23 protein-coding genes are annotated in these 26,233 nt (G+C 70.7%); 6 read left to right on the forward strand and 17 right to left on the reverse strand.

The genetic code is table 11. The annotated features are described in order from the left end of the window. Positions 1-176: 176 nt before the first annotated feature. Entirely contained in the window at positions 177-3,302 is a 3,126-nt protein-coding gene (locus N5079_RS23790; RefSeq protein ID WP_261586211.1) for an AfsR/SARP family transcriptional regulator, read from the forward strand. Between the two features lie 188 nt (positions 3,303-3,490). On the opposite strand, the gene N5079_RS23795 is transcribed toward N5079_RS23790, so the two are convergent. Next, on the reverse strand, positions 3,491-4,714 hold the full coding sequence (locus N5079_RS23795; protein ID WP_261586212.1) for a PucR family transcriptional regulator: 1,224 nt from the start codon (positions 4,712-4,714) through the stop codon (positions 3,491-3,493). Positions 4,715-5,016: 302 nt separating this feature from the next. Further along, positions 5,017-7,311 (reverse strand): carbohydrate-binding protein, encoded by a 2,295-nt coding sequence (locus N5079_RS23800; RefSeq protein WP_261586213.1) that lies wholly within the window; start codon positions 7,309-7,311, stop codon positions 5,017-5,019. 303 nt (positions 7,312-7,614) lie between these two features. Here N5079_RS23800 and N5079_RS23805 point away from each other — a divergent pair, with 303 nt between their 5' ends. Further along, positions 7,615-8,127, forward strand: a complete 513-nt coding sequence (locus N5079_RS23805; RefSeq protein ID WP_261586214.1) for a GyrI-like domain-containing protein — start codon at positions 7,615-7,617, stop codon at positions 8,125-8,127. 168 nt (positions 8,128-8,295) lie between these two features. Here N5079_RS23805 and N5079_RS23810 read toward each other — a convergent pair whose 3' ends face one another. From N5079_RS23810 to N5079_RS23845, 8 genes are all read right to left on the reverse strand, one after another. Then, complete coding sequence (locus N5079_RS23810; RefSeq protein WP_261586215.1) at positions 8,296-8,760, reverse strand: nuclear transport factor 2 family protein; 465 nt, start codon at positions 8,758-8,760, stop codon at positions 8,296-8,298. Continuing rightward, a complete protein-coding gene (locus N5079_RS23815) occupies positions 8,760-9,599 on the reverse strand; it encodes an alpha/beta fold hydrolase (RefSeq protein WP_261586216.1) in 840 nt (279 codons plus the stop codon). The genes N5079_RS23810 and N5079_RS23815 overlap by 1 nt, the downstream gene beginning before the upstream one ends. 106 nt (positions 9,600-9,705) lie before the next feature. Next, positions 9,706-10,374, reverse strand: a complete 669-nt coding sequence (locus N5079_RS23820) for a response regulator transcription factor (RefSeq protein WP_261586217.1) — start codon at positions 10,372-10,374, stop codon at positions 9,706-9,708. Continuing rightward, the gene (locus N5079_RS23825) at positions 10,371-11,579 is read right to left on the reverse strand and encodes a sensor histidine kinase (RefSeq protein WP_261586218.1); all 1,209 of its coding nucleotides are present in this window, start codon (positions 11,577-11,579) and stop codon (positions 10,371-10,373) included. Before N5079_RS23825 ends, N5079_RS23820 begins: the two co-directional genes overlap by 4 nt. A 64-nt stretch (positions 11,580-11,643) precedes the next feature. Next, positions 11,644-12,495: an ABC transporter permease gene (locus N5079_RS23830; protein WP_261586219.1), complete on the reverse strand. Its 852-nt coding sequence runs from the start codon at positions 12,493-12,495 to the stop codon at positions 11,644-11,646. After that, on the reverse strand, positions 12,492-13,403 hold the full coding sequence (locus tag N5079_RS23835) for an ATP-binding cassette domain-containing protein (RefSeq protein ID WP_261586220.1): 912 nt from the start codon (positions 13,401-13,403) through the stop codon (positions 12,492-12,494). The genes N5079_RS23830 and N5079_RS23835 overlap by 4 nt, the downstream gene beginning before the upstream one ends. A 121-nt stretch (positions 13,404-13,524) precedes the next feature. Beyond that, on the reverse strand, positions 13,525-13,869 hold the full coding sequence (locus tag N5079_RS23840) for an STAS domain-containing protein (RefSeq protein WP_261586222.1): 345 nt from the start codon (positions 13,867-13,869) through the stop codon (positions 13,525-13,527). Positions 13,870-13,932: 63 nt separating this feature from the next. Beyond that, positions 13,933-14,514 (reverse strand): TetR/AcrR family transcriptional regulator, encoded by a 582-nt coding sequence (locus N5079_RS23845; protein ID WP_261586223.1) that lies wholly within the window; start codon positions 14,512-14,514, stop codon positions 13,933-13,935. Between the two features lie 100 nt (positions 14,515-14,614). On the opposite strand from N5079_RS23845, the gene N5079_RS23850 reads away from it, so the two are divergent. The 4 genes from N5079_RS23850 to N5079_RS23865 all read left to right on the forward strand — a co-directional run bounded on the left by N5079_RS23850 (position 14,615) and on the right by N5079_RS23865 (position 18,922). After that, complete coding sequence (locus N5079_RS23850) at positions 14,615-15,523, forward strand: zinc-binding dehydrogenase (RefSeq protein ID WP_261586224.1); 909 nt, start codon at positions 14,615-14,617, stop codon at positions 15,521-15,523. A 118-nt stretch (positions 15,524-15,641) separates the two neighbouring features. Then, positions 15,642-16,070: a DUF6220 domain-containing protein gene (locus N5079_RS23855; RefSeq protein ID WP_261586225.1), complete on the forward strand. Its 429-nt coding sequence runs from the start codon at positions 15,642-15,644 to the stop codon at positions 16,068-16,070. Continuing rightward, the gene (locus N5079_RS23860; RefSeq protein ID WP_261586226.1) at positions 16,060-18,009 is read left to right on the forward strand and encodes a multicopper oxidase family protein; all 1,950 of its coding nucleotides are present in this window, start codon (positions 16,060-16,062) and stop codon (positions 18,007-18,009) included. The genes N5079_RS23855 and N5079_RS23860 overlap by 11 nt, the downstream gene beginning before the upstream one ends. 193 nt (positions 18,010-18,202) lie before the next feature. Then, a complete protein-coding gene (locus N5079_RS23865) occupies positions 18,203-18,922 on the forward strand; it encodes an SH3 domain-containing protein (protein WP_261586227.1) in 720 nt (239 codons plus the stop codon). A gap of 73 nt (positions 18,923-18,995) precedes the next feature. On the opposite strand, the gene N5079_RS23870 is transcribed toward N5079_RS23865, so the two are convergent. The 7 genes from N5079_RS23870 to N5079_RS23900 form a co-directional block, all read right to left on the reverse strand. Beyond that, positions 18,996-19,586 carry a superoxide dismutase family protein gene (locus N5079_RS23870; protein ID WP_261586228.1) on the reverse strand — a complete coding sequence of 197 codons (591 nt, stop codon included), beginning with the start codon at positions 19,584-19,586 and terminating at the stop codon, positions 18,996-18,998. Between the two features lie 109 nt (positions 19,587-19,695). Further along, on the reverse strand, positions 19,696-20,520 hold the full coding sequence (locus tag N5079_RS23875) for a GNAT family N-acetyltransferase (protein WP_261586229.1): 825 nt from the start codon (positions 20,518-20,520) through the stop codon (positions 19,696-19,698). Positions 20,521-20,547: 27 nt separating this feature from the next. Then, complete coding sequence (locus N5079_RS23880; RefSeq protein ID WP_261586230.1) at positions 20,548-22,452, reverse strand: amino acid transporter; 1,905 nt, start codon at positions 22,450-22,452, stop codon at positions 20,548-20,550. Between the two features lie 83 nt (positions 22,453-22,535). Further along, positions 22,536-23,135, reverse strand: coding sequence for a GTP-binding protein (locus N5079_RS23885; protein ID WP_410007824.1), 600 nt, complete (start codon positions 23,133-23,135; stop codon positions 22,536-22,538). Next, positions 23,116-23,499: a DUF742 domain-containing protein gene (locus N5079_RS23890; protein WP_261586232.1), complete on the reverse strand. Its 384-nt coding sequence runs from the start codon at positions 23,497-23,499 to the stop codon at positions 23,116-23,118. The genes N5079_RS23885 and N5079_RS23890 overlap by 20 nt, the downstream gene beginning before the upstream one ends. Further along, positions 23,496-23,915, reverse strand: a complete 420-nt coding sequence (locus N5079_RS23895) for a roadblock/LC7 domain-containing protein (protein WP_261586233.1) — start codon at positions 23,913-23,915, stop codon at positions 23,496-23,498. The genes N5079_RS23890 and N5079_RS23895 overlap by 4 nt, the downstream gene beginning before the upstream one ends. Beyond that, positions 23,912-26,194 (reverse strand): nitrate- and nitrite sensing domain-containing protein, encoded by a 2,283-nt coding sequence (locus tag N5079_RS23900; RefSeq protein WP_261586234.1) that lies wholly within the window; start codon positions 26,192-26,194, stop codon positions 23,912-23,914. The genes N5079_RS23895 and N5079_RS23900 overlap by 4 nt, the downstream gene beginning before the upstream one ends. Positions 26,195-26,233 lie beyond the last annotated feature (39 nt).

A 26,233-nucleotide genomic window follows, 5' to 3' on the forward strand; every position in this document is an offset into this window, starting at 1 on the left:
CTGCTAACGAGCACACCGCCGCCTAGGGTTTTTCGCTATCAGTTGACAGCATTTTACATAGATGACCGGAGATCGAAAAGGCTGTCATGCATGAGACTTCACGTGTTGCGCTTCCCCGTGGGGAGGTGTGAAACCTTAACGGGCACGAGGTCAGAAGTTTCATCAAGGAGATGAGCGTGGAGTTTCGCGTTCTGGGGGCTCTCGAAGTCACAGCGGGGGGTCGCCGCCTCGATCTCGGAGGCATTCGCCAGCAAACTGTCCTCGCGGTGCTGCTCCTCAATGCCAACCGCCCCGTGGCCATCGGGCGGCTCATGGAGGCCGTCTACGGCGACGATCCGCCCACCACATCGAGGGCACAGGTGCAGATCTGCATCTCCGTGCTGAGACGTCTGTTCGCCGCCCACAACGACGGCGACGGCGACGTGATAATGACCAGGTCGCAGGGCTACGCGCTCCGGGCCAACGACGAACAGATCGACGTCCACCGTTTCCAGAGCCTCGTACAGCAGGCCCGGCACAGCCGCGACAACCGCGGCTACGACGAGGCGGTCAAGCACTACCGCGACGCGCTCGCGCTGTGGCGCGGGCCGGTCCTGGAGGGCATAGAGAGCAGGCTGGTGCAGTCGGCGGCCGGCCAGCTCGCCGAGCAGCGGATCACCGCGAACGAGGACTGCATCCAGCTCGAACTCGATCTGGGCAGGCACCACGAACTCGTGGGCGAGCTCACCACGCTCGTGGAGGAGCACCCGCTGCGTGAGCGGCTCCTCGGCCAGCTCATGACCGCGCTCTATCGCTCCGGACGCCAGGCCGAGTCCCTCCAGGTCTACCGCGACGCCCGGCGCATGATGATCGACGAGCTGGGGATAGAGCCCAACGAGCGGTTGCAGCAGCTCGAGTCCGCGATCCTCACCTGCGACGAGCGGCTCGACCCGCCGCAGCAGCCCGTGCAGGCGGGCCACGCCGGTCACCCGTCCTCCGGCGCCGTCGAGCTCCCTGCCGTGCCCGGAATGCTCCCCGCCGGAATCGCCGACTTCATCGGCCGGCAAAGCCAGGTAGACCACATCCGGCAGCGGCTCACGGTCGCCTCCGACGGTGCCGCCCGCTTCGCCGTACCCATAATCGCGATCGTCGGCAAGGCCGGGATCGGCAAGACCACCATCGCGGTGCACGCGGCGCACAGCGTGGCCGAGCACTTCCCCGACGGCCAGCTGTACGCCGACCTGCACGGCGGGGTCTCCCGCCCGCTCAGCCCGATGCAGGTGCTCGAACGCTTCCTGCGCGCGCTCGGCGTGCCCGGCACCACGCTCCCCGACGGCATGGAGGAGCGGGCGGAGACCTACCGCATGCTGCTGGCCGACCGGCGGATGCTCATCGTGCTGGACGACGCGGCGACCGAGAGCCAGGTCCTTCCGCTGTTACCGGGCAACCCCGCCTCCGCCGTCATCGTCACCAGCCGCAGCCGGCTCGCGGGGCTGGCCGGGGCCACCCACGTGGACGTGGGGCTGTTCGACTCGGCCCACTCACTGGACCTGCTCGCGCACATCGCCGGGACCGAGCGGGTGCAGGCCGAGGCCGACTCCGCCGCGGCCCTGGCCGACCTGTGCGGGCATCTTCCACTGGCGCTGCGCATCGCGGGCGCGCGCCTCGCGGCGCGTCCGCACTGGAGCGTCGAGCAGCTCGTGGACCGGCTCAGGGACGAGACCCGCAGGCTCGACGAGCTGATGCACGGCGAGATGGGCATAAGGGCCAGCCTGTCGCTGACCTACGACGGCATCAGCGAGGAGGCGCGGCGGCTCTTCCGGCGGCTCGCGATCCTCGACTCCCACGTCTTCTCGGCATGGACCAGCGCGGCCCTGCTGAACAGGCCGCTCGCCGACGCGCAGGACCTTCTCGACGACCTGGCCGACGCCCAGCTCGTCGAGGTCACCGGCACGGGCCGCCACGTGCACGCGCAATATCGCTTTCACGACCTCATCCGCGTGTTCGCGCGCGAACGCCTCGCCGCCGAGGAGCCCGCCGCCGAGCGCACCGCCGCGCTCTCCCGCGTGCTCGGCGCGCTCCTCTCCCTGACCGACGCGGCCAGGGTCCGCGAGTACGGCCCGGACGCCACGATCCACCAGAAGGCGACCTGCCCCTGGTCGCTGCCGCAGGAGCTCATCGAACGGCTGGTCACCAAGCCGATCGCGTGGTTCGAACGCGAGCGCCACATCCTCGTCTCCGGCATCCGCCAGGCGGCGCAGGCGGGCTTGGTGCAGGTGTGCTGGGGGCTCGCGGTGAACGCCGCCATGTACTTCGAGTCGCGGGTCTACCTCGACGACTGGCGGGAGACCAACGCGATCGCCCTGGAGGCCACCAGGAGGGCGGGCGACAAGCGCGGCCAGGCCGAGATGCTGTACCGGATCGGCTCGCTGTCCCTGAGCGAGCAGCGGTTCGACGACGCGCGGCGCGAATTCGAGGGGGCGATCGAGCTGTTCGAGGAGGTCGGCGACGATCTGCGGATCGCCCTGGCCATCCGCAGCATCGCCCTCCTCGAACGCATGAACGGCAGGTTCGAGAGCGCGGTCAGCCACTACGAGCGGTCGCTGGAGATCTTCCGCGCCACCGGCGACCACGCCTCCGCCGCCCACACCCTGCACAACCTCGCGCAGGTGCGGCTCGACTGCGACGACATCGACGGCGCCAAGATGCTGCTCGCCGAGGCCCTGATGCGCAGCAAGGCGGGCGGCGACCGGCGGGTGACGGCCCAGGTCCTGCATCGCATGGGCCAGGCCCACCTCCAGTCGCGCGAGTTCGCTCTGTCGGCGGGCGCGTTCGAGGAGGCGCTGACGGTCGTGCAGGAGATCGGCGACACGACCGGCGAGGCGTTCGCCCTGCACGGCCTCGGCATCGCGCGGCTGCGGCAGGGCAAGCACGCGGAGTCCGCCGGCTCGCTGCGCCGCGCTCTCAACGTGGCCTACACCTCCCGCCACCGGCTCGCGGAGGCGTGCGTGCTGGCCGGGCTGGGGGAGCTCGCCATCGCGACCGGCGACCCCGCCGAGGCCACGGGCCACCTCCGGCGGGCGGCCGGCCTCTTCCACGCGATGCGGATCCCCCTCCGCGAAGCGCAGACCCTCATCATGCTGAGCGACGCGTTGCAGGCCGTCGGAGACGCCGACGCGGCCGGCGACGCGCTGTCCAAGACACTCGAACTGGCCGACCGGATCGACCTGCGCGCCAGCGGCTACCTGCGCGAGCAACTGGCCGGGATCCACGCCCGCGACAGACGCCCGGAGTACGCCACCGCCTCAGACCCGTCCGTGTGACCCGTTGCTTCGGCGCCCCACGCCGGTCGGCGTCGCTCGCGTGCCGCCCGGCCATGTGTGATCGATTCCCGGCTATCAGAGCCGATGATGAGGCTTGCTGGAATCGGTCCTTTCCCCTGGAGGAGGCGGGTGATCGCCGGCGTGGAGAGAGCCATCTCGGGGCGTCCGCCCGAGCTGTTCGAGGGCCTTCATCGGCGGGGCGGGACGAGCACGGCCGCGCCCAGCCAGTGGCACACGGCCAGTGCGGTCTCCAGCCCGAGCCGGTCGTCCCGGAGTGGCCGCCCCCGCTCCTCGGCGGCCCTGCGCAAGCGGTACACCACCGTGTTCCGGTGGACGCCCAGCCGCTCGGCGGCCGCGACGTAGCTTCCCTCCGACGCGAGGAACGCGCGGAGCGTCTCCCGCAGGCGGGCGTGGGCGTCATCGTCGATCGCCAGGGCGCCGAGGGCCTCCGCGACCCACTCGCGGGTCGCGTCCATGTCGGAGCACATGAGGGCCACCGGGCCGACCTCGCCGAACGCGGTGCACGACGGCGCGGGGGCGCGGCCCGCCAGCGCGACCGCCTGCGCCTGTACGGCCTGCCGGTGGGTGCGGCGGAAACCTGCCACGCCGCTGTGCGGCTCCCCCACGGCCACCCTGACCGGGCGCTCCCATCCGTCGACCAGCGTGGAGATCACGGCCGAGTCGACCGTACGGCGTGGCCCCATGGGCAGCCAGGCCCACGCGCTGAGCTCGTCGCAGGGGGCGAAGAGCGGGCGGCCGGCACAGTCCAGGGCTTCGGCCAGTGCCAGGACGGAATGCTCCATGCCGGCGAGCCGGTCCTCGGCGGGATGGTCGCGCTCCGCCCAGACCACGAGGCCGAGGTGATGCTGGCTGAGGCGGTAGCCGAGCGTGTCCTCCGCGGAGGCGACGTCGACGGCCCTGCCGTCGATCAGGTCCCTGATCCGGGCCGACCGTGAGGCTCCGCGGCTGAGCAGCCACAGGTCCCGCTCGTGCTCGTAGACCGCGACCACCGTCTGGGAGACCCGGTCGATGTAGGCGGATGCGACGGCGACGATGCGCAGCGCGGCGGACGAGACGGCTTCGGCGTCGTCGCTCTGGCGGCTGAGCTCCTCCAGGGACCACCGCAGGAAGCTGTCCTGCCCCAGGCGGTAGCACCGGATCAGTGCGTTGACGGGGACACCGCGCTGAGCGAGCCGCCGCGCGTACTCCACCGCCGCCGGCGGGGCCTCCGTGCGCTCCACGTCGATGCCGTGCCGTAGGAGGTGGACGAACGTCTCGACGTTCCCCTCGATGCTGGCGGACATGAGCTGGACGAGCCGGTCGTCGCCGGCCAGATGCTCGATCTCGGAGGACAGCCGGAGCAGGAGATCGCCGGTGATGTCGGCCAAACGGACGTTCAGGACGGCGCCCACCGAGGCCACCAGATCTTCGATTACGATCGCCGGACCAGGGCGTATGTCACCGTTCCACCGCATCGCCCCAGAGTACGCCCGGAACCGTCCGGTTCATTGGTCCCGCGGCGATCGCCCCGGCCAGAGCCTCCCCCCGGGGGCCACGGCGAGCGCCACCTGGGCGCCTCCGCGAAGCATCGTCCTCACCCAGGGACTGGGCAGTTCGGCTTTCCCCGGAAATCTCCGGATCTCGCTCGGATGAATGGAAAGGGCCCGTCCCTCCCGTGGGGGCAAGAGGGACGGGCCCCGGCTGGGGAAGGTCGTCAGCCGATGGTGATCTTGTCGACGTTCGGGCCGCCGGTCGCGCCGTTACCGGTCAGCCGGATGGTGTTGGTGCCCGCGACGAGGTTCACCGTCACCGACTTGGTGACCCAGGTGTCCCAGTTCGTGGTGACACCGAACGACACATTGCTGGCGGCGACCGTACCGTTGACCGAGACGTCCAGCGGCCGGGCCGCGGTCGTGCCGTTGGAGTAGCGGATGGTGAGCGGGGTCGCGCCGGCCGAGTCCGCGTTGACGGTCAGCTCGATGTAGCCGCCGGGGGCGTTGACGTAGTCGACGAACCCGGTGCCGGTGTACCCGAGGTGGTTGGTGAACACGCCCGCCGCGGACAGGACCCCGTCCTCGGCCTGGTAGTCCTTGGGCGTGGCCACCGCGCCCGTGGTCGCGGTGGCGGGGCCGGAAGCCCCGGAGAGGTTGCCCGCCGCGTCCTTGGCCTTGACCGTGAAGCTGTACGACGTGCTCGGCGTGAGGCCGCTCACGGTCGCCGTGGTCCCGCTCACCGTGGTCGCCAGCGACGCGCCGTTGTAGACCTGGTAGCCGGTCACGCCGGTGTTGTCGGTCGCGGCGTCCCACGCCAGCGACACGCTGGAGGAGGTGGTGCCGGTGACGTGCAGGTTGCCCGGAACCGACGGCGGAGCGGTGTCGATGATCTGCTGCTCAACCGTGATCTTGTCGACGTTGGGGCCGCCGGTCGCGCCGGGCCCGGTCAGCCGGATCGTGTTGGCGCCGGCGGCGAGGTTGACCGTCACCGACTTGGTGACCCAGGTGTCCCAGTTCGTGGTGGGGGGGAAGGCCACGCCGCTCGCCGCGACCGCACCGTTCACGGAGACGTCCAGCGGCCTGGTGTCCGTCGCGCCGTTGGCGTACCGGATCGTCACCGTGGCCGGGCCGGCCGCGGCGGCGTTCACCGCGAACTGGATGTAGCCGCCGGCCGCGTTGACGTAGTCGACGAACCCGGTGCCGGTGTACCCGAGGTGGTTGCTGAACACGCCCGCCGCGGACAGGACCGCGTCCTCGGCCTGGTAGTCCGTCGCCGAGCCGGGCTGGCCGTTCACGGTGAGGGAGTAGGTGGCGGTGTGCGTGCCCGAGCTTCCGGTGCCTGTGATGGTCACCGGGTAGGTGCCGCCCGGCGTCGAGGCGGAGGTCGTGATCGTCAGCGTGGAGCTGGCGCCGGCGTTCACCGAGGCCGGGCTGAACGAGGCCGTCGCCCCGGTCGGAAGGCCGGACGCCGACAGCGCGACCGACTGCGCGCTACCCGCCGTGACGGCGGTGCTCACGGTGGCCGTGGCGGAGGAACCCGCGTCGACCGTGCCCGAGGTGGGGCTCACGGAGACCGAGAAGTCGTTGCTGCCGACCTCCGGCGGGAAGATCCACTGGGCGGACGTGCCCGAGCAGCTACCCGCGATCAGGCTGGTGCCCGACGCCTTGATGCACTTCTGGCCGGTCTGGATGTCGGTGATCGTGCCGTCGGGGTTTATCGACCATTGCTGGGCGGGCCCGGCGGTGCAGGTCTGGAGGACGATGTTGCTGCTGCTCGTCCCGGCGCACAGGTTGTTGATCACAAGGAAGGCGCCGTGGAAGGTGAACCGCTGGTTGGCCGCGCCGCTGCACGCCGCCAGCTTGAGCGCGGTGCCCGTGCTGGAGCTGTTGTTGGGGTCGTCGATGCAGGTGCCGGTCGAGACGTTCTTCCACTCACCGACCCACTTGTTCGGCTGGGCGCCGCCGTAGCACTCACCGGTCGAGGTGTTGAAGATCGGCGTGGAGTCGACCACCTCGCTCGATCCCGGGTTGACGATGACGGACTCCATCGTCGGTGTGCCGTTCGAGTTGTAGTGCGTGAGCGCGTCCTCGCAGTCGATCGCGTCCATCGCGTTGCCGCCCTTGCCACCCAGCCAGAGGTCGAAGTGGTACAGCCCCGGGCCGCCGTTGGGTCCCTGGCCGCTCCAGTCCTCGCCGCACTCCTGGCAGCTGTCCTCCATGATGAAGTACTTCTTCACCCGGGGGACGTAGAGCTTGGTGCCGGCCGGCGCCTCCGCGGTCGAGGTGGCGAAGGTGATCGGGTCCGAGTAGGTGCCCTTACCACCGGCGGTGCTGTGGATCTGAGGGTAGGAGATGTCGCCGCCGGGCGGCGTGTTGTCGTACCAGCCGTAGAACGTGAGGAAGGCCTGCCGACTCGTGGCCGCGTAGGCCGATGTGCCGCTCAGCAGGGCGGCAAGGGTCGATAAGAGGACCAGGCAGGTGGCCGTCAGGGTTGCGCCGAGCGCACGCCGACTCATGGGGGGCCTCCGGGGGGCGAGGATCAACCAGCGTTAATGCAGGGTCAAGCCGGAGGCCCCCACAAGTCAAGGTTTGATAGGAAAGTTTTCTAACAATCACCCTCGACGCACATCGACCGCCTTCCGCCGCGCCGCCTCGATCCCGGAGTTCACCCAGCTCAGCGGCTGACGAGGGCGCCACGAGGGACGAGGAGCCGGACGTACGGGCTCCGAAATCGCGCGTACGGCACCGCACAGGTGGCAGGATCGCCACAACTCTGAACGACGACATCTCTGAACGACGACACGGTCACGAGGACGCACATGCCGACAGAGCCACACATCGTGGAACGCGCCGAGCAGCCTTACGTGGCGATCAGGGGCGTGGTGACCATGCGAACGATCGCCGAGATAGCCGACCGTCTCCCGGAGGTCTTCGGCCGGGTCGGCGCGCATGGGGTCGAACCGGCGGGAGCGCCGTTCTTCAAGTACAACCTGATCGACATGGAGGGGCGGCTGGAGATCGAGGCCGGCGTACCGGTCGCGGCCGTCGCCGAGGCCGCCGACATCGCGCAGGACGCCGGCGAGCTCTTCTCCGGTGTCCTGCCCGCGGGCCGATACGCGACCGTCACCCACGCAGGTCATCCGAGCGGGCTTCTCGACGCCACCGCGGCGTTGCTGGACTGGGCGGCGGAGCGCGGCCTGCGATGGGACATGGCGGAAACGCGCGACGGCGAGAAGTGGGGCTGCCGCCTCGAGCTGTACAAGACCGATCCCCGCGTGGAGCCCGACATGAACAAATGGGAGACGGAACTGGCATTCCGGCTGGCCGACTGACCGGGACCGCAGCCCTCCCGCGGGCGTCGAAGGGCTTTCCAGCAGGGCCTATACCTCACCTATACCGACGTGTCCGATGCTCAGCCCGAGCCATTCCCGGCGGCTGGAACATCTCCTAGTGGCGTGACGTGACGGCCGGGCCGGTGAGATGTCGACCAGGCCCGGCCGTCAGAAACCGAGATCGCTCAGGCTGCGGTGGTCGTCAGGGCGGCGTCCCAGCGGCCAGTGATAGCTCCGGTCGGATTCTCTGATCGGCAGGTCGTTGATGCACGCCCACCTGACGACCATGAGGCCCTGCTCGTCGAAATCCCAGTTCTCGTTGCCGTAGGAGCGATACCAGTTTCCCGAGTCGTCGTGGGATTCGTAGGCGAAGCGCACGGCGATGCGGTTCCCGGTGAAGGCCCACAGCTCCTTGATGAGCCGGTAGTCCAGCTCTCTCGTCCATTTACGCCGGAGAAACTCGATGATCTCGCCGCGCCCGTTGACGAACTCGGCGCGGTTGCGCCAGCGGCAGTCCACCGTATAACCCTGGGCCACCTTCTCCGGATCACGCGTGTTCCACGCGTCTTCCGCCAGACGGACTTTCTCGATGGCGGACTCTCTGGTGAACGGAGGGAACGGAGGACGGGACATCAGGCGCTCTCCCTCAGGAAGCCGAGAAGGGCGCGGTTGACCTCTTCGTGATGGGTCCACGCGATGTTGTGCGGGCCCCCAGGAATCTCCACGTATTTGACGTTCTGAATAAGCGAGGGCAGCCGCCTGCCGGTGGAGTCGATGGGCAGGATGCGGTCCGCGTCTCCCTGCACGACCAGAGTCGGCACGTCGTTCTTGGCCAGGTCGCCGCGGAAGTCGGTCAGCCACGCCTGGACGCAGTCGAGCGTGCCCTTCGCCGACGCGCCCACCGCGACGTTCCAGCTCAGCTGCCACGCCTCGTCGCTGATACGGCTGCCGAGAAGCTGGTCGACGTTGTAGAAGTCGTCGAGGAACGACTTCAGGTAGGCCGGCCGATCGGCGACGATCGCCTGCTGGATGCCGTCGAAAACGCCCTTGTCGACGCCCTCCGGGTTGTCGTCGGTCTTCAGCAGGTACGGTGGCACCGGCGCGAGCAGAGCCGCCTTGCTGACCCTGGCGGAGCCGTACTTCGCCAGATAACGGGTCACCTCTCCGGTCCCCATCGAGAAGCCCGTCAGCACCGCGTCGCGCAGGTCGAGCTCCTCCATCAACCGGTTCAGGTCGGCGGCGAAGGTGTCGTAGTCGTAACCCACGGTCGGCTGACTCGAGTCGCCGAATCCCCGGCGGTCGTAGGTGATGACGCGGTATCCGGCGTCGAGCAGCACCAGGAGCTGCTTCTCCCAGGAATGACCGCTCAGGGGAAATCCATGGATCAGGACGACGGGCTGCCCCTGGCCATGGTCTTCGTAATAAATCTCAATATCGGCGGAGTTCTCCCTGCCAACGGTCACGTACGGCATGCGCCCCTCCGAGATGATCGGTCCGGACTTTCATCCCACCCATCGCCTCGCGGGAATCTCCGGCGACGGTAAGGAATGCGTCAGCACGCCCGGCCGAGCGCGGGCGTCACGGGCCGGCCGCGGTGACCAGACCGGTCTCATACGCGAAGATCACAAGCTGTGCCCGGTCACGGGCGGCCACCTTGGTCATGGCCCGGGAGACGTGGGTCTTCGCTGTCGCGGGGCTGATGAAGAGCCGTTCGGCGATCTCGGCGTTCGTCAGGCCCGACCCGACCAGCGTGACGATCTCGCGTTCCCGCTCCGTCAGCCGGCCGAGCATGGCCTGGTAGGCCGGCGGACGCCGGGGCCGGACCGCGAACTGGCCGATGAGGTGGCGGGTGACGCTCGGGGCCAGCAGCGCCTCGCCGGCCGCGACCACGCGGACGGCCCGGCGCAGGTCCTCCGGCTCCAGGTCCTTGAGGAGGAAGCCGCTGGCCCCGGCCCGCAGCGCCGAGTAGATGTAGTCGTCCACCTCGTAGGTCGTGACGACCACGACCCGCGTCGCGGCGAGCGCGGCGTCCCCGCAGATCCGCTCGGTGGCGGCCAGGCCGTCGAGCCGGGGCATACGGACGTCCATCAGCACGACGTCGGGCCGGGTGCGGCGGATCACGGCGACCGCGTCGAGCCCGTCGGCCGCCTCCCCCACGACCTCGATGTCCTCCGCCCGTTCCAGGATCGCCCGGAACCCCGCCCGGATCAGCGTCTGGTCGTCGGCCAGCACGACGCGGATCGTCATGTCGTCTCCAGAGGAAGGTCGTCCAGGGGGAGGTCGCCGAGAGGAAGCTCGGCGTGGACGTGGAAGCCGCCGTCACGCCCCGCCTGAGCGGTGAGACGGCCACCCACCATCGCGGCGCGTTCCCGCATGCCGGCCAGCCCCAGCCGGGGGCCGCCGGGGCTCACGTCGGGAACGGCCCCCACGCCGGGATCCGGACCGCGGCCGTCGTCGGCGACGTCGACGGTGAGCGTGCGGCCGTCGCTCCGCAGGGTCACCGACACCTCGCGGGCGCCCGCGTGCTGCACGACGTTGGTCAGCGCCTCCTGCACGATGCGGTAGGCCGTCAGCTGGAGCAGCGGAGAGATCGGGAGCGCCGGCGGCATGGTCAGCTCCACCCGCAGCCCCGCCGCACGGGCCTGGGCCGTGAGGTCCGGAATCTGCCCCAGCCCCGGCTGGGGGGCCACACCCGGCTCGCCGCGCAGCAGGCTGAGGGCGGCCCGGAGCTGCGGCCTGGCCTCCTTCGCCGCCGCCCGCACCGTCCGCATGGCCGCCCGGGCCTGCTCGGGATCGCCGTCCAGCGCGTCCAGAGCCAGCCCGCTGTGGACGGCGATCGTCGAGATCGTGTGCGCCAGCACGTCGTGGAGCTCCCGGGCGACCCGCAGCCGTTCCTCCGCGAGTCGCCGCGCCACCTGCGCCTTCGCGGCCTCGGTGGCGTGCCGCAACCGCTCCTCGGCGGCCGTCGCCCGCGAGCGGGCCGCCGCGCCCAGCACGACCATCCACGCCAGCGCGAAGCCCGGGCCCAGCACCGGGAACGACGTCCACGGCATCGGGTGGGGCGGCAACGCCGGGATGGCCGTCGTCACCAGGACCAGGCACAGCCCGGTCAGGAGCGACCAGGCGGACCTCCCGTACGCGGCGACCGCGTAGTAGGCGGCGAACAGCGGCATCGCCGCCGCGAGCCCCGGATAGCCCACGAGGTTGTAGAGGAAGGTCATGGTGAGGCCCACGAGTGAGACGGCGACGGGAGCCCGCCGCCGGGCCACCAGCGCCGCGGAGGCCACCAGGCCCATGCCGTACGCCCAGGGAGCCGGGGGGAACGGGTCGGGCGCGTAGGCCAGCTCCGTGGCCGTACCGGCCAGGGTGATGATCCCCATCGCGGCGGCCAGCAGCGGCTCGACCCGGAACTCGGCGATGCGCGGCCGGGGCCGGGCGGGCGTCGGGTCCACGCGCGCAGCATAAGGGCGGACGGGCCCCGCGGAACATCGCCCGCGAGGCCCGTCCTTCAGGCGTTCAGCCATCGGCTCGGACAGCCGTCCGCGCGCCGGCCCGCCCGGCACGGGCTTCCCCCGCACGGGCCTCCTCGTTCTGCCCGTTCAGGTGTGCCGTACCACCGGGCGGGCGCGAGCGGCGGAGGCGTGGGCGGCGGTAGATGAGGACCGCCACGACCGCCAGGCCGGCCGTCCAGGCGGCGAGGACGCCGATCGCGGGCCACAGGGCCGGGTGGCCTCCGGCGATCTGCCAGCCGAGGTCGGCGAGCCGGTTCGACGGCAGCCACCCCGAGACGCTCCGGAACGACTCCGGCAGCATCCCCGGCGGGACCCACAGGCCGCCCACGGCCGAGGTCACCATGTAGAGGCCATAGCAGACGACATACGACGCGTCGGCGTTGACGGCGTATCCGATGGCCACGCCGAGAGCGGCGAAGGCGGCCGTGCCCAGCCACATGGCCACGACCAGCCCGGCCCACTGCCCGGGGCCGAGCCGTACGCCCTTGGCCAGGGCGGCGACCAGGCAGACCGAACAGATGGCGGGCAGCGCCATGGCCCCGCCGGCCACCAGCTTCGCCGCCAGCACCTGCCACGCGCGGACCGGCATGGCGCGGAGCTGCTCCAGCCAGCCGATCTCCCGCTCCTGCGCGATGCGCGGGCCGGTGGTGGACAGGACCGCCCAGATCGCGCCGTACGCCGCCATCGCCACCATGATCTCCACGGTGCCCCGCAGCTCCCCCGGCCGCACCGGAGCGCCCCCGAACAGCGTGGCGAACAGCAGGTAGAAGCCGATCGGCGTCGCGACGGCCAGGGCGAGGTAACGCGGGTCGCGCAGCGCCCGGACGATCTCCAGGCGCAGGAAGTACCAGGTCATGACGCCTCCTCGGTCAACATCAGGAACGACTCGTCGAGGCTGGCGGGAGTCACCCGCAGGTCCCGCCAGGGAAGGACGCCGGCGGCCAGCGCGCGGACCGTGACATCGGCGTCGGCCGTCCGGAGGAGCACCCGCTCGCCGCGCACCTCCACTCCGGTGACGCCGGGGAGCGCCGCGAACGCGCCGTGTCCGGCGTCGCAGCTGAACCGGACCGTGCCGCCGCCGACGCGGCCGCGGATCTCGGCGGGCGTGCCGTCCGCGATCACCCGGCCCTTGGCCATCACCACGACCCGGCCCGCGTTCTCGTCCACCTCGTCGAGGTAGTGGGTGGCGAACAGCAGCGTCCTGCCGGACGCCGCGTAGGCCCGCATCGCCTCCCAGAACTCCGCGCGCCCCCGGACGTCCAACGCGCGGGTCGGCTCGTCGAGCACGACGATCTCCGGATCGGCGACGACCGCCACGGCGAACCGCAGCCGCTGGGCCTGGCCGCCGGACAGCCGGTCCACCCGGCGCGACGCCACCTCGGTCAGCCCGGCCAGCTCCAGCGCCCGCGCGACCGGCAGCGGCGAGGGGTACGCCCGGTGGGCCAGCCCTACGAGCTCCGCGACCCGGACGCCCGGCATCATCCCGGCGTCCTGGAGCATCGCGGCGATCAGCCCGTCCTGGACCGCACGCGCGGGGTCGTGGCCGCAGACCAGGGCCCGCCCGGTGTCCGGGCCCACAAGGCCCAGCAGCATCGCGACCGTGGTCGACTTGCCCGCGCCGTTGTGGCCGAGCAGCGCCACCGTCTCGCCCGGGCGCACCTCGAGGGACAGATCACGTACGGCACGCACCGGGCCGTACCCCTTGCTCACCGACCGGAGGCTGATCGCGCTCGCCGCGGACCTCCGCACACGTGTTCCGCTCATGCCCCAAGGATCGGCGCGCGGCCCCGTCCCGGTCGTCCGACCAGGATGGTCATGGCCCTACTCCGGCCGGGGCGTTCTCACGGCCGTGCCGTACTCCCGTGGTGGTACGCCGGGGGACGGGCTAGGGCTGCCGCCGGGCGTCGGCCACCGATTCGTACATGGGGAAGACATCGTCAAGGCCCAGGACCTCCAGCAGCCGCCTCAGCGGGCCGCGGACACCGGCGAGCTTGAGATAGCCGCCCGCCTCCGCCGTGAGGCGGAGGAACTCCACGAGAAGCCTGACGCCCATGGAGTCGCAGAACGTGAGCCCCTCGACTTCGACGATGAGCCGGGCGTGCCCGGCCTCCATCTCCTCGGAGAGAGCCTCACGCAAGCGGTCTGCGGAGATTATGTCCAGCTCTCCCGCGAGCGTCACCACGGTGTCGGCCGCCTCCTGGCTTACCGTGACAGCGAGTCTCGTGGGCATCTCTCCATCCTCGTCCGAAGATCTGTAGAGAAGGTACACCCACGGCGTCGCCATTCGATACGCCTATGCCGTTTGTGTGGCCAGCAGGCTGGAGGCCAGCGCGCGCAACGAGCCCGTGAGGCGGGCGGCGCCGCCATTGCTCGTGATGTGCCTGACCAGGTCGGCGTCGAACATCGCGAGCAGCGTGTGCCCCAGGAACTCGGCGTCGAGATCGGGACGGGCCGCCGCCAGCAAGGCCGTCACGTGGCCGTGCCAGAGCAGGTAGATCGGGTCGGCGTACTTGTCCTCGGCACAGGCCCGCTCGTGGGCCGCGAACAGCGCCACGTTGCGGGTCGCGAGATCGGCCAGCGCGTCGAGGAAGGCGAGCAGCCGCTCCTCCGGCGGCGCGCCCGGCCCGAGCGGCGGAGGGCCCGAGGTGATGGCCTCGCGCAGCAGCACCGCGCGCTCCTCCAGCAGCGCCCGCATGAGGCCGGTGCGGTTGCCGAAGCGGCGGAAGATCGTCCCCTTGCCCACCCCGGCCTCGGCCGCGACCTTGTCGAGCGACACGTGGTCGAACCCGTGCTCGTCCAGGAGACGCTCGGTCACCCGCAGGATCGCCCGGCGGTTGCGGGTCGCGTCGGCACGTTCGGCACGATGCTCGCTCAAATGAATCCATCCGTAGACAATCGGACCGCCAGTCCGTATCGTACTCGACATCCGGAGGCGGACCGTCGGTCCGCTTAGCACAGAGACGAGGAGCATATAGATGGGTGTCGGGGCATTGGTGGTCAACTCGGACGCCTCGGGAATGCGGATGGGCGAGATTCCCGATCCGGTGCCGCAGCCGAACGAGGCGCTGGTGGACGTGCGGCATGTGTCGATCAACCACGGTGACCTGCGCGTCGACGTGCGCCCGCCGGGGACCGTCCTCGGCTGCGACGCCTCGGGCGTGGTGGCGCGGGCCGCGGCCGACGGCAGCGGGCCGGCCGCGGGAACGCGGGTCGTGGCCTTCTCCGTGGGCGCCTGGGCGCGACGGATCGCGGTCGGCACGAACGAACTGGCCGAGGTGCCCGCGTCGATCGACCTGGCCCACGCCGCGGCCTTGCCGCTGGCGGGCATCACCGCCCTCCGCACGCTGCGCGCCGCCGGACCGATCCTCGGCCGGAGGGTGCTCGTCACGGGCGCCTCCGGAGGTGTCGGCCGCATGGCCGTACAGCTCGCCGCGCACGGCGGCGCCCACGTGATCGCCTCTGTCGGTACGGCGGAGCGCGGCGAGGGCCTGGCCGCGCTCGGCGCCCACGAGGTGGTGGTCGGTCTCGACGGCATAGACCGGCCGGTCGACCTGATCCTGGACAACGTGGGCGGGCCCCAGCTCGTCGCCGCCTGGGGCCTCCTCGCTCCCGGAGGCAACGTGCAGAGCATCGGGTGGGTGTCCGGAGAGCCCGCCGTCTTCCCGCCGTACTCGACCTTCTCCCTCGGCGCCGCTAGGACGCTGAGCTCGTTCGGCGACGCCTCCGACGTCGGGCCCGACCTCGCCACTCTGGTCGATCTGGTGGCTACTGGCGCCCTCGTCATCGAGGTCGGCTGGCGGGGCCCCTGGGACAGGGTGGACGAGGCCGCCGACGCACTCGCCGGCCGCCGCCTGGCCGGCAAGGCCGTGCTGGACGTGTACTGACCGCGGCGTCGCCGTACTCCCTTGGGCGTACGCGACGTGTCGCTGAGCGGCGGACGACACCCCGAGCGTCCTGGGACACGATCACCACTGTGCATCCACAGGAAAGGGAGTAACGCCCATGCGCAGGGTCTACGCCGCTCTCGCCGGCCTTCTGCTGCTGTCGGTCGTCGTGCAGTTCTACTTCGCGGCGGTCGGCGCGTTCGAAAAGCCGCAGGTGGACGGCTCGTTCGCACTGCACAGCGTGACCGGCACGCTCGTCATCCCGGTCCTCTCGCTGCTGGCCACCGTGGCGGCGGCGCTGTCCCGGGCGCCAGGCCGCCAGATCGCGCTCACGATCCTGCCGCTGGGCCTGGTGATCGTGCAGATGCTCATCATCGCCCTCGGTGAGGCACTGGACGACAGCACCGGCAACACCACCCCGGCGTCGCTCGCCATCCTCGGCCTGCACGCGGTCAACGGCCTGGCCATCATGGGCGTCTCCGGGTTCGTGTTCCGTGGAGCCCGCCTGCTCGCGACGACGACCGGTGCATCGCCGCATGGCGACTGACCAGCTCATGGCGCTCGACCTGCTCGCCGCCGTGGTGACCACGGCGGCATGGCTGGGGGCCGGCGTCGCGGCGGCCTACCGGCGCCCGAGACTCGCGCTTTCGCTGTTCGCCGCCGCGGTGCCGGCGTCACTGGCCCGTGCGGCGAGCGTGTTCGCGCTCTCCCGCGCCGGATGGTGGTTCGCGCAGGAGAAGGTCACGGTCGCCCTGCCGCTGCTTCTCGTCACCGGGCTGGTCGCGACCGTGCTGACAGGGCCACGCCTGGCCCTGGCCGCCTGCCGTCCCGGCGGCGCCGCGGACTCGCCCGCCGTCGTGGTGCCGTTGCTGAGCACGGGCTACGCGGCGGCGGCCGGGCTGGTGGTCACGTTCGTATTCGGCTATCCGGCGACGTGGAGCACGGCCCTCATCACGGTGGCGCTTGTCGCGACCGCCGTCCTCGTGACCTGGCGACCCGGGTCCGTGTGGCGGCGAGCGGCCACAGCAGCCATCCTCGTCATCGGCCTCGCCGGCGCCGCCCTGGCATTCCTCCCCGCCGAAGCCACCGACACAGGCGGCGGCATGGGACACCCTGGGGAGCCCGGAATGCGGGGTGGGCCGGTTGCGTTGACCTCGCTACGCGGGCCGGCCGCACCGGCTCCGGGCGGCACCGTCCGCCGATACACGCTGACCGCCCGCACCGCCACCGTCACCCTGTCGTCCGGGCAGCGGGTCGCGGCGTGGACCTTCAACGGCCAGGTGCCGGGCCCTCCCATCACGGCCGCCGTGGGCGATCTCGTCGAGGTACGGCTGCGCAATGCCGACATCGAGCCGGGCGTGACGTTGCACTGGCACGGTTACGACGTGCCCTCCGGGGAGGACGGCGTGCCCGGCCTGACCCAGGAGGCCGTCCTCCCCGGGCAGGAGTTCGTCTACCGCTTCCTGGCCAACCGGACCGGCACGTACTGGTACCACACCCATGAGGTCTCCGACCGCGGGGTCAGGATGGGTCTGTACGGCACGCTCGTGGTCGGGCCGCGAACGATGGGCGTGGACGTCACCGTTCCGGTGCACACTTTCGCTGGGCGGCTCGTGTTCGGCGACCACGACCAGCCGATCGGCGTACGCGTGGCGCCGGGCACGCCCGTGCGGCTACGTCTCATCAACACCGACAACACGCCACATCGGTTCACCCTCGGCGGCACGCCGTACAAGCTGGTGTCCGTGGACGGCACCGACCTCAACGGGCCAGGCGAGCTCGGCCGCGTGGGGCTGCGCCTTCCCGCGGGCGGCCGCTACGACCTCGCGTTCACCATGCCCTCGGCGCCCTCGGCGCCCTCGGCGCCCTCCGGTCCCGTCGCCGTGCTGAAGGCCGACGACCGGACCCCAGCCGTACGCCTCGCCCCCACCGGGGAGAGCGCCTCCGCCGCACCGAGCGTGGCGCGCTCGGACGAAGACACCTCGGGCTGGCCTGAGCTGGACCTCACGCGGTACGGCACGGCGGTCACGTCCGGCAGCGCCATGCCGTTCACCGCTGCGAGCCGTTTCGACCGGCGGTTCACCCTCGTGCTCGACCGGGGTCTCGCGCTGGTCAGCGGACGGCCGATGTACGCGCACACGGTCAACGGCCGGGCGTTCCCGTCCATCCCCATGCAGATGGTCTCGGCTGGAGACCTGGTCCGGATGACCGTCGTGAACCGCGGGCGTGAGACCCACCCCTGGCATCTGCACGGCCATCGCGTGCTGGTGCTGGCCCGTGACGGCCGCGCTCCGACCGGCAGCCCGCTCTGGCTGGACACCTTCGACGTACGGCCCGGCGAGGTGTGGGAGGTGGCGTTCCGCGCGGCCAACCCCGGCCTATGGATGAACCACTGCCACAACCTCGGCCACGCCGACCAGGGCATGGCACTCCACCTGGCCTACGAGGGCGTCACCACCCCCTTCCACGGCGCCCACGGCGGCTGAGAGCCACCTGGCCCGCGATTTCCCCGGTCCGGAATTTCCGCCAAGAACGCACTTCATACGCCCGGCGACAGGTAAAGAAAAATAGCGCTGCCGTAATACTGTGTTGAACGGATAGTAACTGGATAACAACTCCCGGTGAGCATCGTGGGCCCTTATGGCCCGGACCAAGCGATGCGCACCGAAGGGAGACATCGTGACAATCGCCAAGCGGGTCGTCCCCGTGCTGGCTGCCTGCGCCGCCGCGGGGTGGCTCATGGCAGCCGCCGCCCCGGCTCAGGCCGCCGCACAGGCCACGAACCGAGCCACCACTCAGACCGCCGCCCCAGCCACGGCCGCGGCCGCCGCCCATACACCCACCACGTTCGCCCCCACCGCTCTTCTAGGGAAGGCGGCCCATGTGACGGGGGCGGTCCGGGTCGTCCCCCGCCCGATGCCCAGGGAGGGCCGGCCGACGCTGGCGTGCACCTACCGGCTCCACCGCGTGCGCTCCTCCAGCTTCCTCAACGTGCGGAAGGGTCCGGGGCTGCGGTTCCGCCCGGTCGGCAAGCTGAGCGTGGCCGACGGCCGCTTCGCGGGATCCTGCGGGGCGCACCACGGCTGGGTCGCGGTCAAGTCCGCCAAGGGCGAGCCGGGCTGGGCCTCGGCCGGCTTCCTGCGCAGGTTCCGGGCCTCTCACCCCGTGGTGCGCCCCGCCCTTGCCTGCTCCTACCGGGTCACCAACCTGCGGACGGGCGGCCTCCTCAACGTCCGCAAGGGTCCGGGGCTGCGGTTCCGCCCGGTCGGCACTCTCAAGGCAGCCGACGGCCGCTTCGCCGGATCCTGCGGGGCGCACCACGGCTGGGTCGCGGTCAAGTCCGCCAAGGGCAAGCCGGGCTGGGCCTCCGGCCACTACCTGGCGAAACAGGCCGGATAGCACCCCCCGCCGACGTTCCCCGCTCCCGGCCATCCCGCCAGCCGGGGGCGGGGAACACTCCTCGAACGAACGGCTACTCGCCGCTGATAACGCCACAGGCGATGCGGCTGCCGGAGTCACCCGCCTTGAGGGTCTCGGCGTCGGGACCGGCCTTGCCCTCATGGCTGTAGCGCTCGGGGATGTTTGCGTTGTTGTCCGGCTTCGAGTGGATGATGACCGAGGTTCCCGCGTCCCCGACGAGCCCACTCACCCGGAAGCGGTCGGTCACGTAGGTGGCCCCTGCCGTGCCGTCCTTGTTCACCAGGAGGTTGGGCAGGTCACCCGTGTGCTCGGGATGAGGCCCGGCGCCCAGGTGCGGTCCCGAGCTGAAGAAGGGGCTCCCGGTGGCCGGGTCGGTCGATCCGGCCTCGCAGGTCCCCTTGCTGTGGACGTGGAACCCGTGGAATCCGGGTGGCAGGCCCTCCGCTCTGACGGTCACCGTGGACTTGCCGTTCTCGGCGTCCTCGATGTGGAGCGTGCCGACTTCGCGACCTTCGGCGTCCTTGATGACAGCGTCGGCCTTGGCGTCCGGCGGTGACGGCGGCGTGTCGGCGATGGCGGCCCCGGGCACGGCGGCTGCCGTTCCGAGTGCGACGACCAGGGCCAGAGATGTCGTGCCGAGCATGAGAATCTCCCCGTGGACAAGATCCGCTGGCGTCTACGGCCAGCGTAAGCACGAGGCGCCCACGCGTAGGGCCAAGGCGGCGTCAAGTCTGGGCGTCCCCCATGCCGGGCTATCCCAGGTCGGGGTGAGGGACGTACCGGTCCAGCCGTACGAGAGCGTCGTCGCTGGTCATAAAGGTGTCCATGTCGGTGATGCGCCAGCCCGCCGCGAGAAGCGCGGGCAGGAGCGGATGCGCTCCCGGCACCGCCATGCGGACGACGTCCACGTCCGAATGCGCGGCGCAGGCTCCGAGGACCGCCGCGGCGCAGTCCGATGGAGTTACGCCGCCTGCCGGCCCCACCACCAGTTCGCCGCCGGCCACCCGGGCGAACGCGTACCCGTCTCCGACGACTCCCCAGGTCACGCCGGGCAGTCCCGCATACCAGGCGAGAGTGGCGGAGCGGTCGCCACCGGAGACCTCCGCGTCCAGTTCCCCGGCCAGGCGGGCGTCGGCGCGCTCCACCGGCTGGCCGTACGCCAGAGGTCTGTCCAGCGACCGCGGCGAGCCGGTCAGGTAGAGCAGGGGGCATCTCGGCCGCATGCCGTGCCTCACGTAGAGGGCCATCGCCCTCGGGTCGGCCGACGCGAAGGTGACGAGGGGCGCCCCGTGCGGCAGCAGCGCGTCGAGGAGCATCCGGCCGATGCCGGACGACTGGTGCTCCGGCAGGACGAACAGGTCTCCAAGGTGGGTCACCGGTCCGCGGCGCAGGGTTCCGCCGTAACCGACGATCCCCGCACGCCCGTCGGAGCCCACGAGCAGGTCGCCGAACGTCCGCTCCGCGTCCAGGAAGTCGGGCGTGCCCGGCCACTTGCCCAGGAGGTCGAAATGCGACGCGACGGCGCGTACGGCCGGCATGTCCGCGTCCACGGCGGCACGCGTTATCGGATCAGGCACGACGATCTCCTGGGCACGGGCGTTTCCTCATCCCACGTGGACATGCGGGCGGCGCTCGCGGTCGGGCTCGGCCTGCCGCAAAACCTCGCGGGTCATCGCGGGCACGTCACCCCCGCCGAAGAGGAGGTAGCGCAGCATGGCGACGATGGGGTTGCCCTCGGTCCAGTGGAAGTAGATGTGCGGCACCCTACCGGTGCGGTCGCGGAGGTAGAGCAGCAGAGCGGCGAGCGCGTTCGGGATCGTCGAGCTCTCGATCCGGAAGATGCGGTGGCCATACCGCTCCTCGCCCTCGACGCGGAGCTCGGTCTCGAACTCCGAGGCGTCGGGCACGGTCACCTCGACGAACATGAGCGGCTCGGATGTCCGCAGCCGGTGGGTCAACCACATCTCGCGCAGCTTGTGGTTGTACTCGGCCTGGTCGCGGGCCTCGGGTTCGTTGGCGATGAGGTGGATCTCCCCGGCGGCCTCGTTGATGAACTCCTCTGCCAGGTGATCCAGATGGACATCGGTGACCCGCAGCTCGGTCGATCTGGTCGCGCGGGAGATCAGCGAGGTCCCGACGATGGCCACGATGAAGAAGGAAGCGATCTTCACACCCTCGGGCCGCTCGATGACGTTGGCGACGAGGGTGTAGGCGAGCACCGCGGAGATCGTGACGAACGCGGCCATCAGCCTCCGCCGCCCGCGCCGGTGAGCCGAGATGGTCACCGCGACGGCCGCCGACAGGATGAGCACGAGCACGCCGGTGGCGTACGCCCCGCCCTGCGCCTGCACGCTCGCCCGGAAGATGATCGTGATGGCGAAGGCGATCACAGTGAAGACCAGCACCAGAGGCCGTACGGCCCGCGTCCAGTCGGGGGCCATGCCGTACCGGGGAAGGTAGCGCGGGACCAGATTAAGCAGCCCCGCCATCGCCGAGGCCCCGGCGAACCAGAGGATCGTGATCGTGCTGACGTCGTACAGCGTGCCGAACCAGTTACCCACGTAGCCGTGGGCGAGGTAGGCCAGGGCCCGGCCGTTGGCCTTGCCGCCCTCCTGGAACTCCTTCTCCGGGATCAGCACGGCCGTCACGAAGCTGCTGAAGATGAGGAAGACGCTCATGATGGCGGCCGCGGTGGTCAGCAACCGCTTCGCACCCCTGATTCTCTCCTCCAGATCGCCCTTCACCAGCGGCATCACCGCCACGCCCGTCTCGAACCCGGACAGGCCGAGCGCGAGCTTGGGCATGACGAGCAGCGAGAAGCCGACCATGGCCAGCGGTCCATCGTGCCGCGCCAGCAGGGCATGCTCCCAGCCGGACAGCACGGCGGGGTGCTCCAGAACATGCGCCAGCGCCGTCGCGACCACGACCGCGTTGAGCACGAGATAGACCGTCACCAGCAGTACGGCGATGCCGATCGCCTCGCTGAAGCCCATGAGGAACACCACCCCGAGCAAGCCGAGGAGCACCAGCGTCACGCCTATCTGGTGCCCCTGGAGCCAGCCCGGGGCGAAGGGGTTCTCCAGGGCGTGGGCCGTCGCGTCGGCGGCCGACAGGGTCATCGTGATGACGAAGTCCGTGGCCGCGAACCCGAGCAGGACCAGCACGAACAGCTTCCCCCACCAATGCGGCGCGAGCCGTTCGAGCATCGCGATGGAGCCCTGCCCGTGCGGGCTCTCGACGGCCACCCGCCGATAGACGGGCAGCGCGCCGAACAGGGTCAGCATGACGAGGAACAGCGTGGCGACCGGCGACAGGGCGCCCGCCGCGAGCGCGGCGATGCCCGGCTGGTACCCGAGCGTGGAGAAGTAGTCGACGCCCGTGAGGCACATGACCTGCCACCACGGGTGCTGCCTGTGCGGGGCCTCCGGCCCATAGGGGCTCTGCGCCTTCCGATCCGCGTGCTGGAGCCCCTCCAGAAGCCAGGAGCGCACCCCATCCCCGGCCCCCACACCTCGCACCCTACGAGTTGCCCCCGGCCCGGATCGTCAAGGACACGTATGCGGTTGACCAGAGCCCGCTGCCTGCGGTTCCGCTAGCTCACCGCCGCAGGGCGCTTGCTGTACGCGTGCTTGACCAGCGCGATCAGCACTTCCTTGCCCGAATCCCGCTTGCGCGCGTCGCAGAGCAGCACGGGGACGTCCGGGCCGAGGTTGAGCGCGAGCTTCACCTCGTCGAGCTGGAACATCGGAGCGCCCTCGAAGCAGTTGACCGCCACGATGAACGGCGTGCCGCGCCGCTCGAAGTAGTCGACCGAGGGGAAACAGTCGGCCAGCCGCCGCGTGTCGGCGAGCACGACCGCGCCGAGCGCGCCTCGCGCGAGCTCGTCCCACACGAACCAGAACCGCTCCTGCCCCGGCGTGCCGAACAGATACAACATGAAGTCGTCGCCGATGCTGATGCGGCCGAAGTCCATCGCCACCGTGGTGGTGGACTTCGCCTCCACGCCGGACAGGTCGTCGACGCCGACGCTGCGGTCGGTGAGCGTCTCCTCCGTCCGCAGGGGCCTGATCTCGGAGACCGCCCCCACCATGGTGGTCTTGCCCACGCCGAAGCCGCCGGCGATCAGAAGCTTGATCGCTTTTGGCATCTTCGGGGTCGGCGTCTTCGGCATGTCAGAGCGCCCGGAGACCATCGAGCACCGCCCTGTACATTCTCTCGTCCAGCACGTCCACCTCCGGTTGAGGCTCCTGCACGGCGACGAACCCGCGGTCGAACAGGTCGCCGAGCAGGACCCGGACGATCCCGGCGGGGAGGTCCATGTGGGCGGCGATCTCCGCCACCGACAGCGGCCTCCGGCACAGTCGCACGATGGCCTGGTGCTCCGGGTCGAGGCCGATCTCGGCGCCTGTCGTAGGCCGGATCGTCACCGCGAGCGTGATGAGGTCGAACCGGTCCTGGGCCTCGGTGCGGCCACGCGCGATCACGTACGGCCGGACGGTCGGCGCGTCGAGAAGCCGCTCCTCGTCCGGGTTCCAGTCGCCGTTCCAGTCGTTCATCGGCCGGCCCCGCCGCCGACGGTCCGGGCGGGGGACGTGAGGTACTGACCCACGCGGACGACCAGCATCGCCATCTCGTAGGCGACGAGGCCCACGTCTCCGTCGCCGGCGCACAGCACGGCCAGGCAGGCCCCCTGCCCGGCCACGGTCACGAGCAGGTAGGCCGACTTCATCTCGACGATCGTCTGCCGTACGGTGCCGCCCCCGAACCGGTCGCCGACTCCCCTGGCGAGGCTCTGCAGCCCGGAGGCGACGGCGGACAGGTGCTCGGCGTCGTCCGTGCGCAGGTCCCCCGAGGCGGCCAGGAGAAGGCCGTCCGTCGAGAGGACGATCCCGTGCTCGACCTCCCGCACGCGCGCGACGAGGTCGTCGAGCAACCAGGCCAGGTCGGCGGAAGTGCTCGTCTTCTGCGTCACCGGGTGTTCTCTCCTTCGCCAAGCAGCCTCGCCGCTTCGGACCTGCCCCGCCTGGTTCCCGTCTGGAAGGACCCCATGATCTTACGGATGTCGTCGGGCGAGCGCTCGTCTTCGTCATCATCGGCCGACGCCGGCGGCTCCTCCGCGAGCGACGGCGCCAGGCTCGCCTGCGGCACCCGGAAGGGCAGGCCGGAAGGCGTGAACGACGCGGGCGGCGCGGAGCTCGCCGGCTCATGGGCCGGCGCGGGTCTTTCCAGGGGCATCACCTGAGCGCCGGGCGCGGCCGGAGCCTCGGGCGCGATCCGCGCCTCAGGCGCCTCAGACGCGGCGGGCGCCTCTGGCGCGCCGACAAGAGCGATCTTTCGCACGTTCTCCTCCTCCTGGTCGGGAAGGGCCTCCGCGTTGTCGATCACCACCTCGCGCGGCAGCAGGACCACGGCCGTCGTGCCCCCGTACGGCGACGCCTTGAGCGACACCCGGATCTCGTGCCGCTCGGCCAGCCGGCTCACCACGTACAGGCCGAGCCGGGCCGTACTGGACAGGTTGAACTCCGGCGGGTCGGCGATCCGCTCGTTGGTCGCGGCCAGGTCCTCGGGGCTCATCCCGAGACCTCGGTCCTCGATCTCCAGCGCGTAGCCGCTGGCCACCTGCTGCCCGCCGACCTGGACCATGGTGTACGGCGGGGAGAACGACACCGCGTTCTCGATGAGCTCGGCCAGCAGGTGGATGACGTCGCCCACGGCGCGGCCGGTCAGCCCGATCTGCCCCATGGGAAGCACGGTGACGCGGGTGTAGTCCTCGACCTCGGCCAGCGCGCCGCGCACCACGTCGACCATCGGCACCGAGCGCCGCCACGCCCGCGCGGGCGACGCGCCGGACAGCACGATGAGGTTCTCCGCGTTGCGCCGCATCCGGGTGGCGAGGTGGTCGATGCGGAACAGGTCCTTGAGCTCGGCCGGGTCCGTCTCGCGCCGCTCCATGACGTCGAGGAGCGTGAGCTGCCGGTGGACGAGCGACTGCGTGCGCCGGGCGAGGCTGAGCAGGATGTCGCGGATGCTCTGCCGGAGCTGGGCCTCCTCGACGGCCGTCCGGATCGCGGTCTGCTGGACCGCGTTGAAGGCGGCGCCCACCTGGCCGATGACGTCGCCGCCGAAATCCAGCAGCGGGGCCTCCGCCTCGACGTCCACCTTCTCGCCTTGGGCGAGCCGGGCCACGACGCCGGGCAGGCGGTCGTTGGCCAACTCAAGCGCGGCCGTACGGAGCTTCTCAAGCTGGCGGACCAACGCCCTCGCCGTCGTGATGGACAGGATGACCGACGCGATGACCGCGATGAGCCCGAGAACACCGGCCAGCAGCAACCGCGCGGCAATCCCGATGCCCACTGACGTCCCGCGGCCGATCAGCGCCTCGCCAGCCGTATGCAGCGCCTCGTCACGTGCGGCGAGGACGGCGTCCGCCAGCGGTGTCCACTGTTCGGCGGTGACAGGTGGAGGAGCCAGCGAACGACCGTTCTGCATCACGAGATCTTCAAGTTGGCCCAGGCGAACAAACTTTCTGCTCTTGGCCAGGTCCTGGTACGCCTTCAGGTCCGCGGCCGGGAGTTCGGGAAGGGTTTGGGCCGTGAGCGACCGCTGGGCGCCCACGAGTTGTGCGAACTCCGCTGGCTGCGTGGCGTCGAACCGTCCCGCCGCGAGCACGCCCTCAAAGAGGGCGTCTTCTTGTGCCAGCATCTCGCGCGCCCGGTTCATCGCGATGTTGACGCGCGCGTCCTTTGTGATCTGCTCGTCGTCCAAGGATGCCAGCGAGTCGTACATCCGGTAGATGGAGTCGATGACACCGGTGATCGCGCTGGCGGCCTCACCGCTGTCCATGCGGCCGGCATCGACCGCGCTCCTGGTCGACCTAAGACCGTCGAGTTCCTTGAACGTCTCCCCCAGACGTCTCTCGAAGGCCGCACTCGCCGCCAGTCCGACATCGTCTCCGCGTGCCAACCGCCCGAACGTCGCGACCGCCACATCCGTGCGGGCCCGCTGCGCGTCGAGTTCCCTACGTGACCGCGCTTCAGACGCACCCAGGTAAACGACGGAGACCCTACGCTCGCGCTGTAACTCTGTCAGCAGAGGCTGGCTCGGCTCGACGACCTCCTTGTTCAGCGTGGCGACCCAGAGAAGAGTCACGCCATCTCGCACCGTCACCCATGCCGCGAACGCCCACAGCGCCGCAAGGGACACCAGTAGAGCAGTCACCTTGGTCCGTACGCGCGAGTTGCGAAAGCGCATATCACCCACCCTGCGAGAATCCGAGAGCCTGACACGCGT

The sequence above is a fragment of the Planotetraspora sp. A-T 1434 genome (genome assembly GCF_025420585.1).
GTDB lineage: Bacteria > Actinomycetota > Actinomycetes > Streptosporangiales > Streptosporangiaceae > JAOEGB01.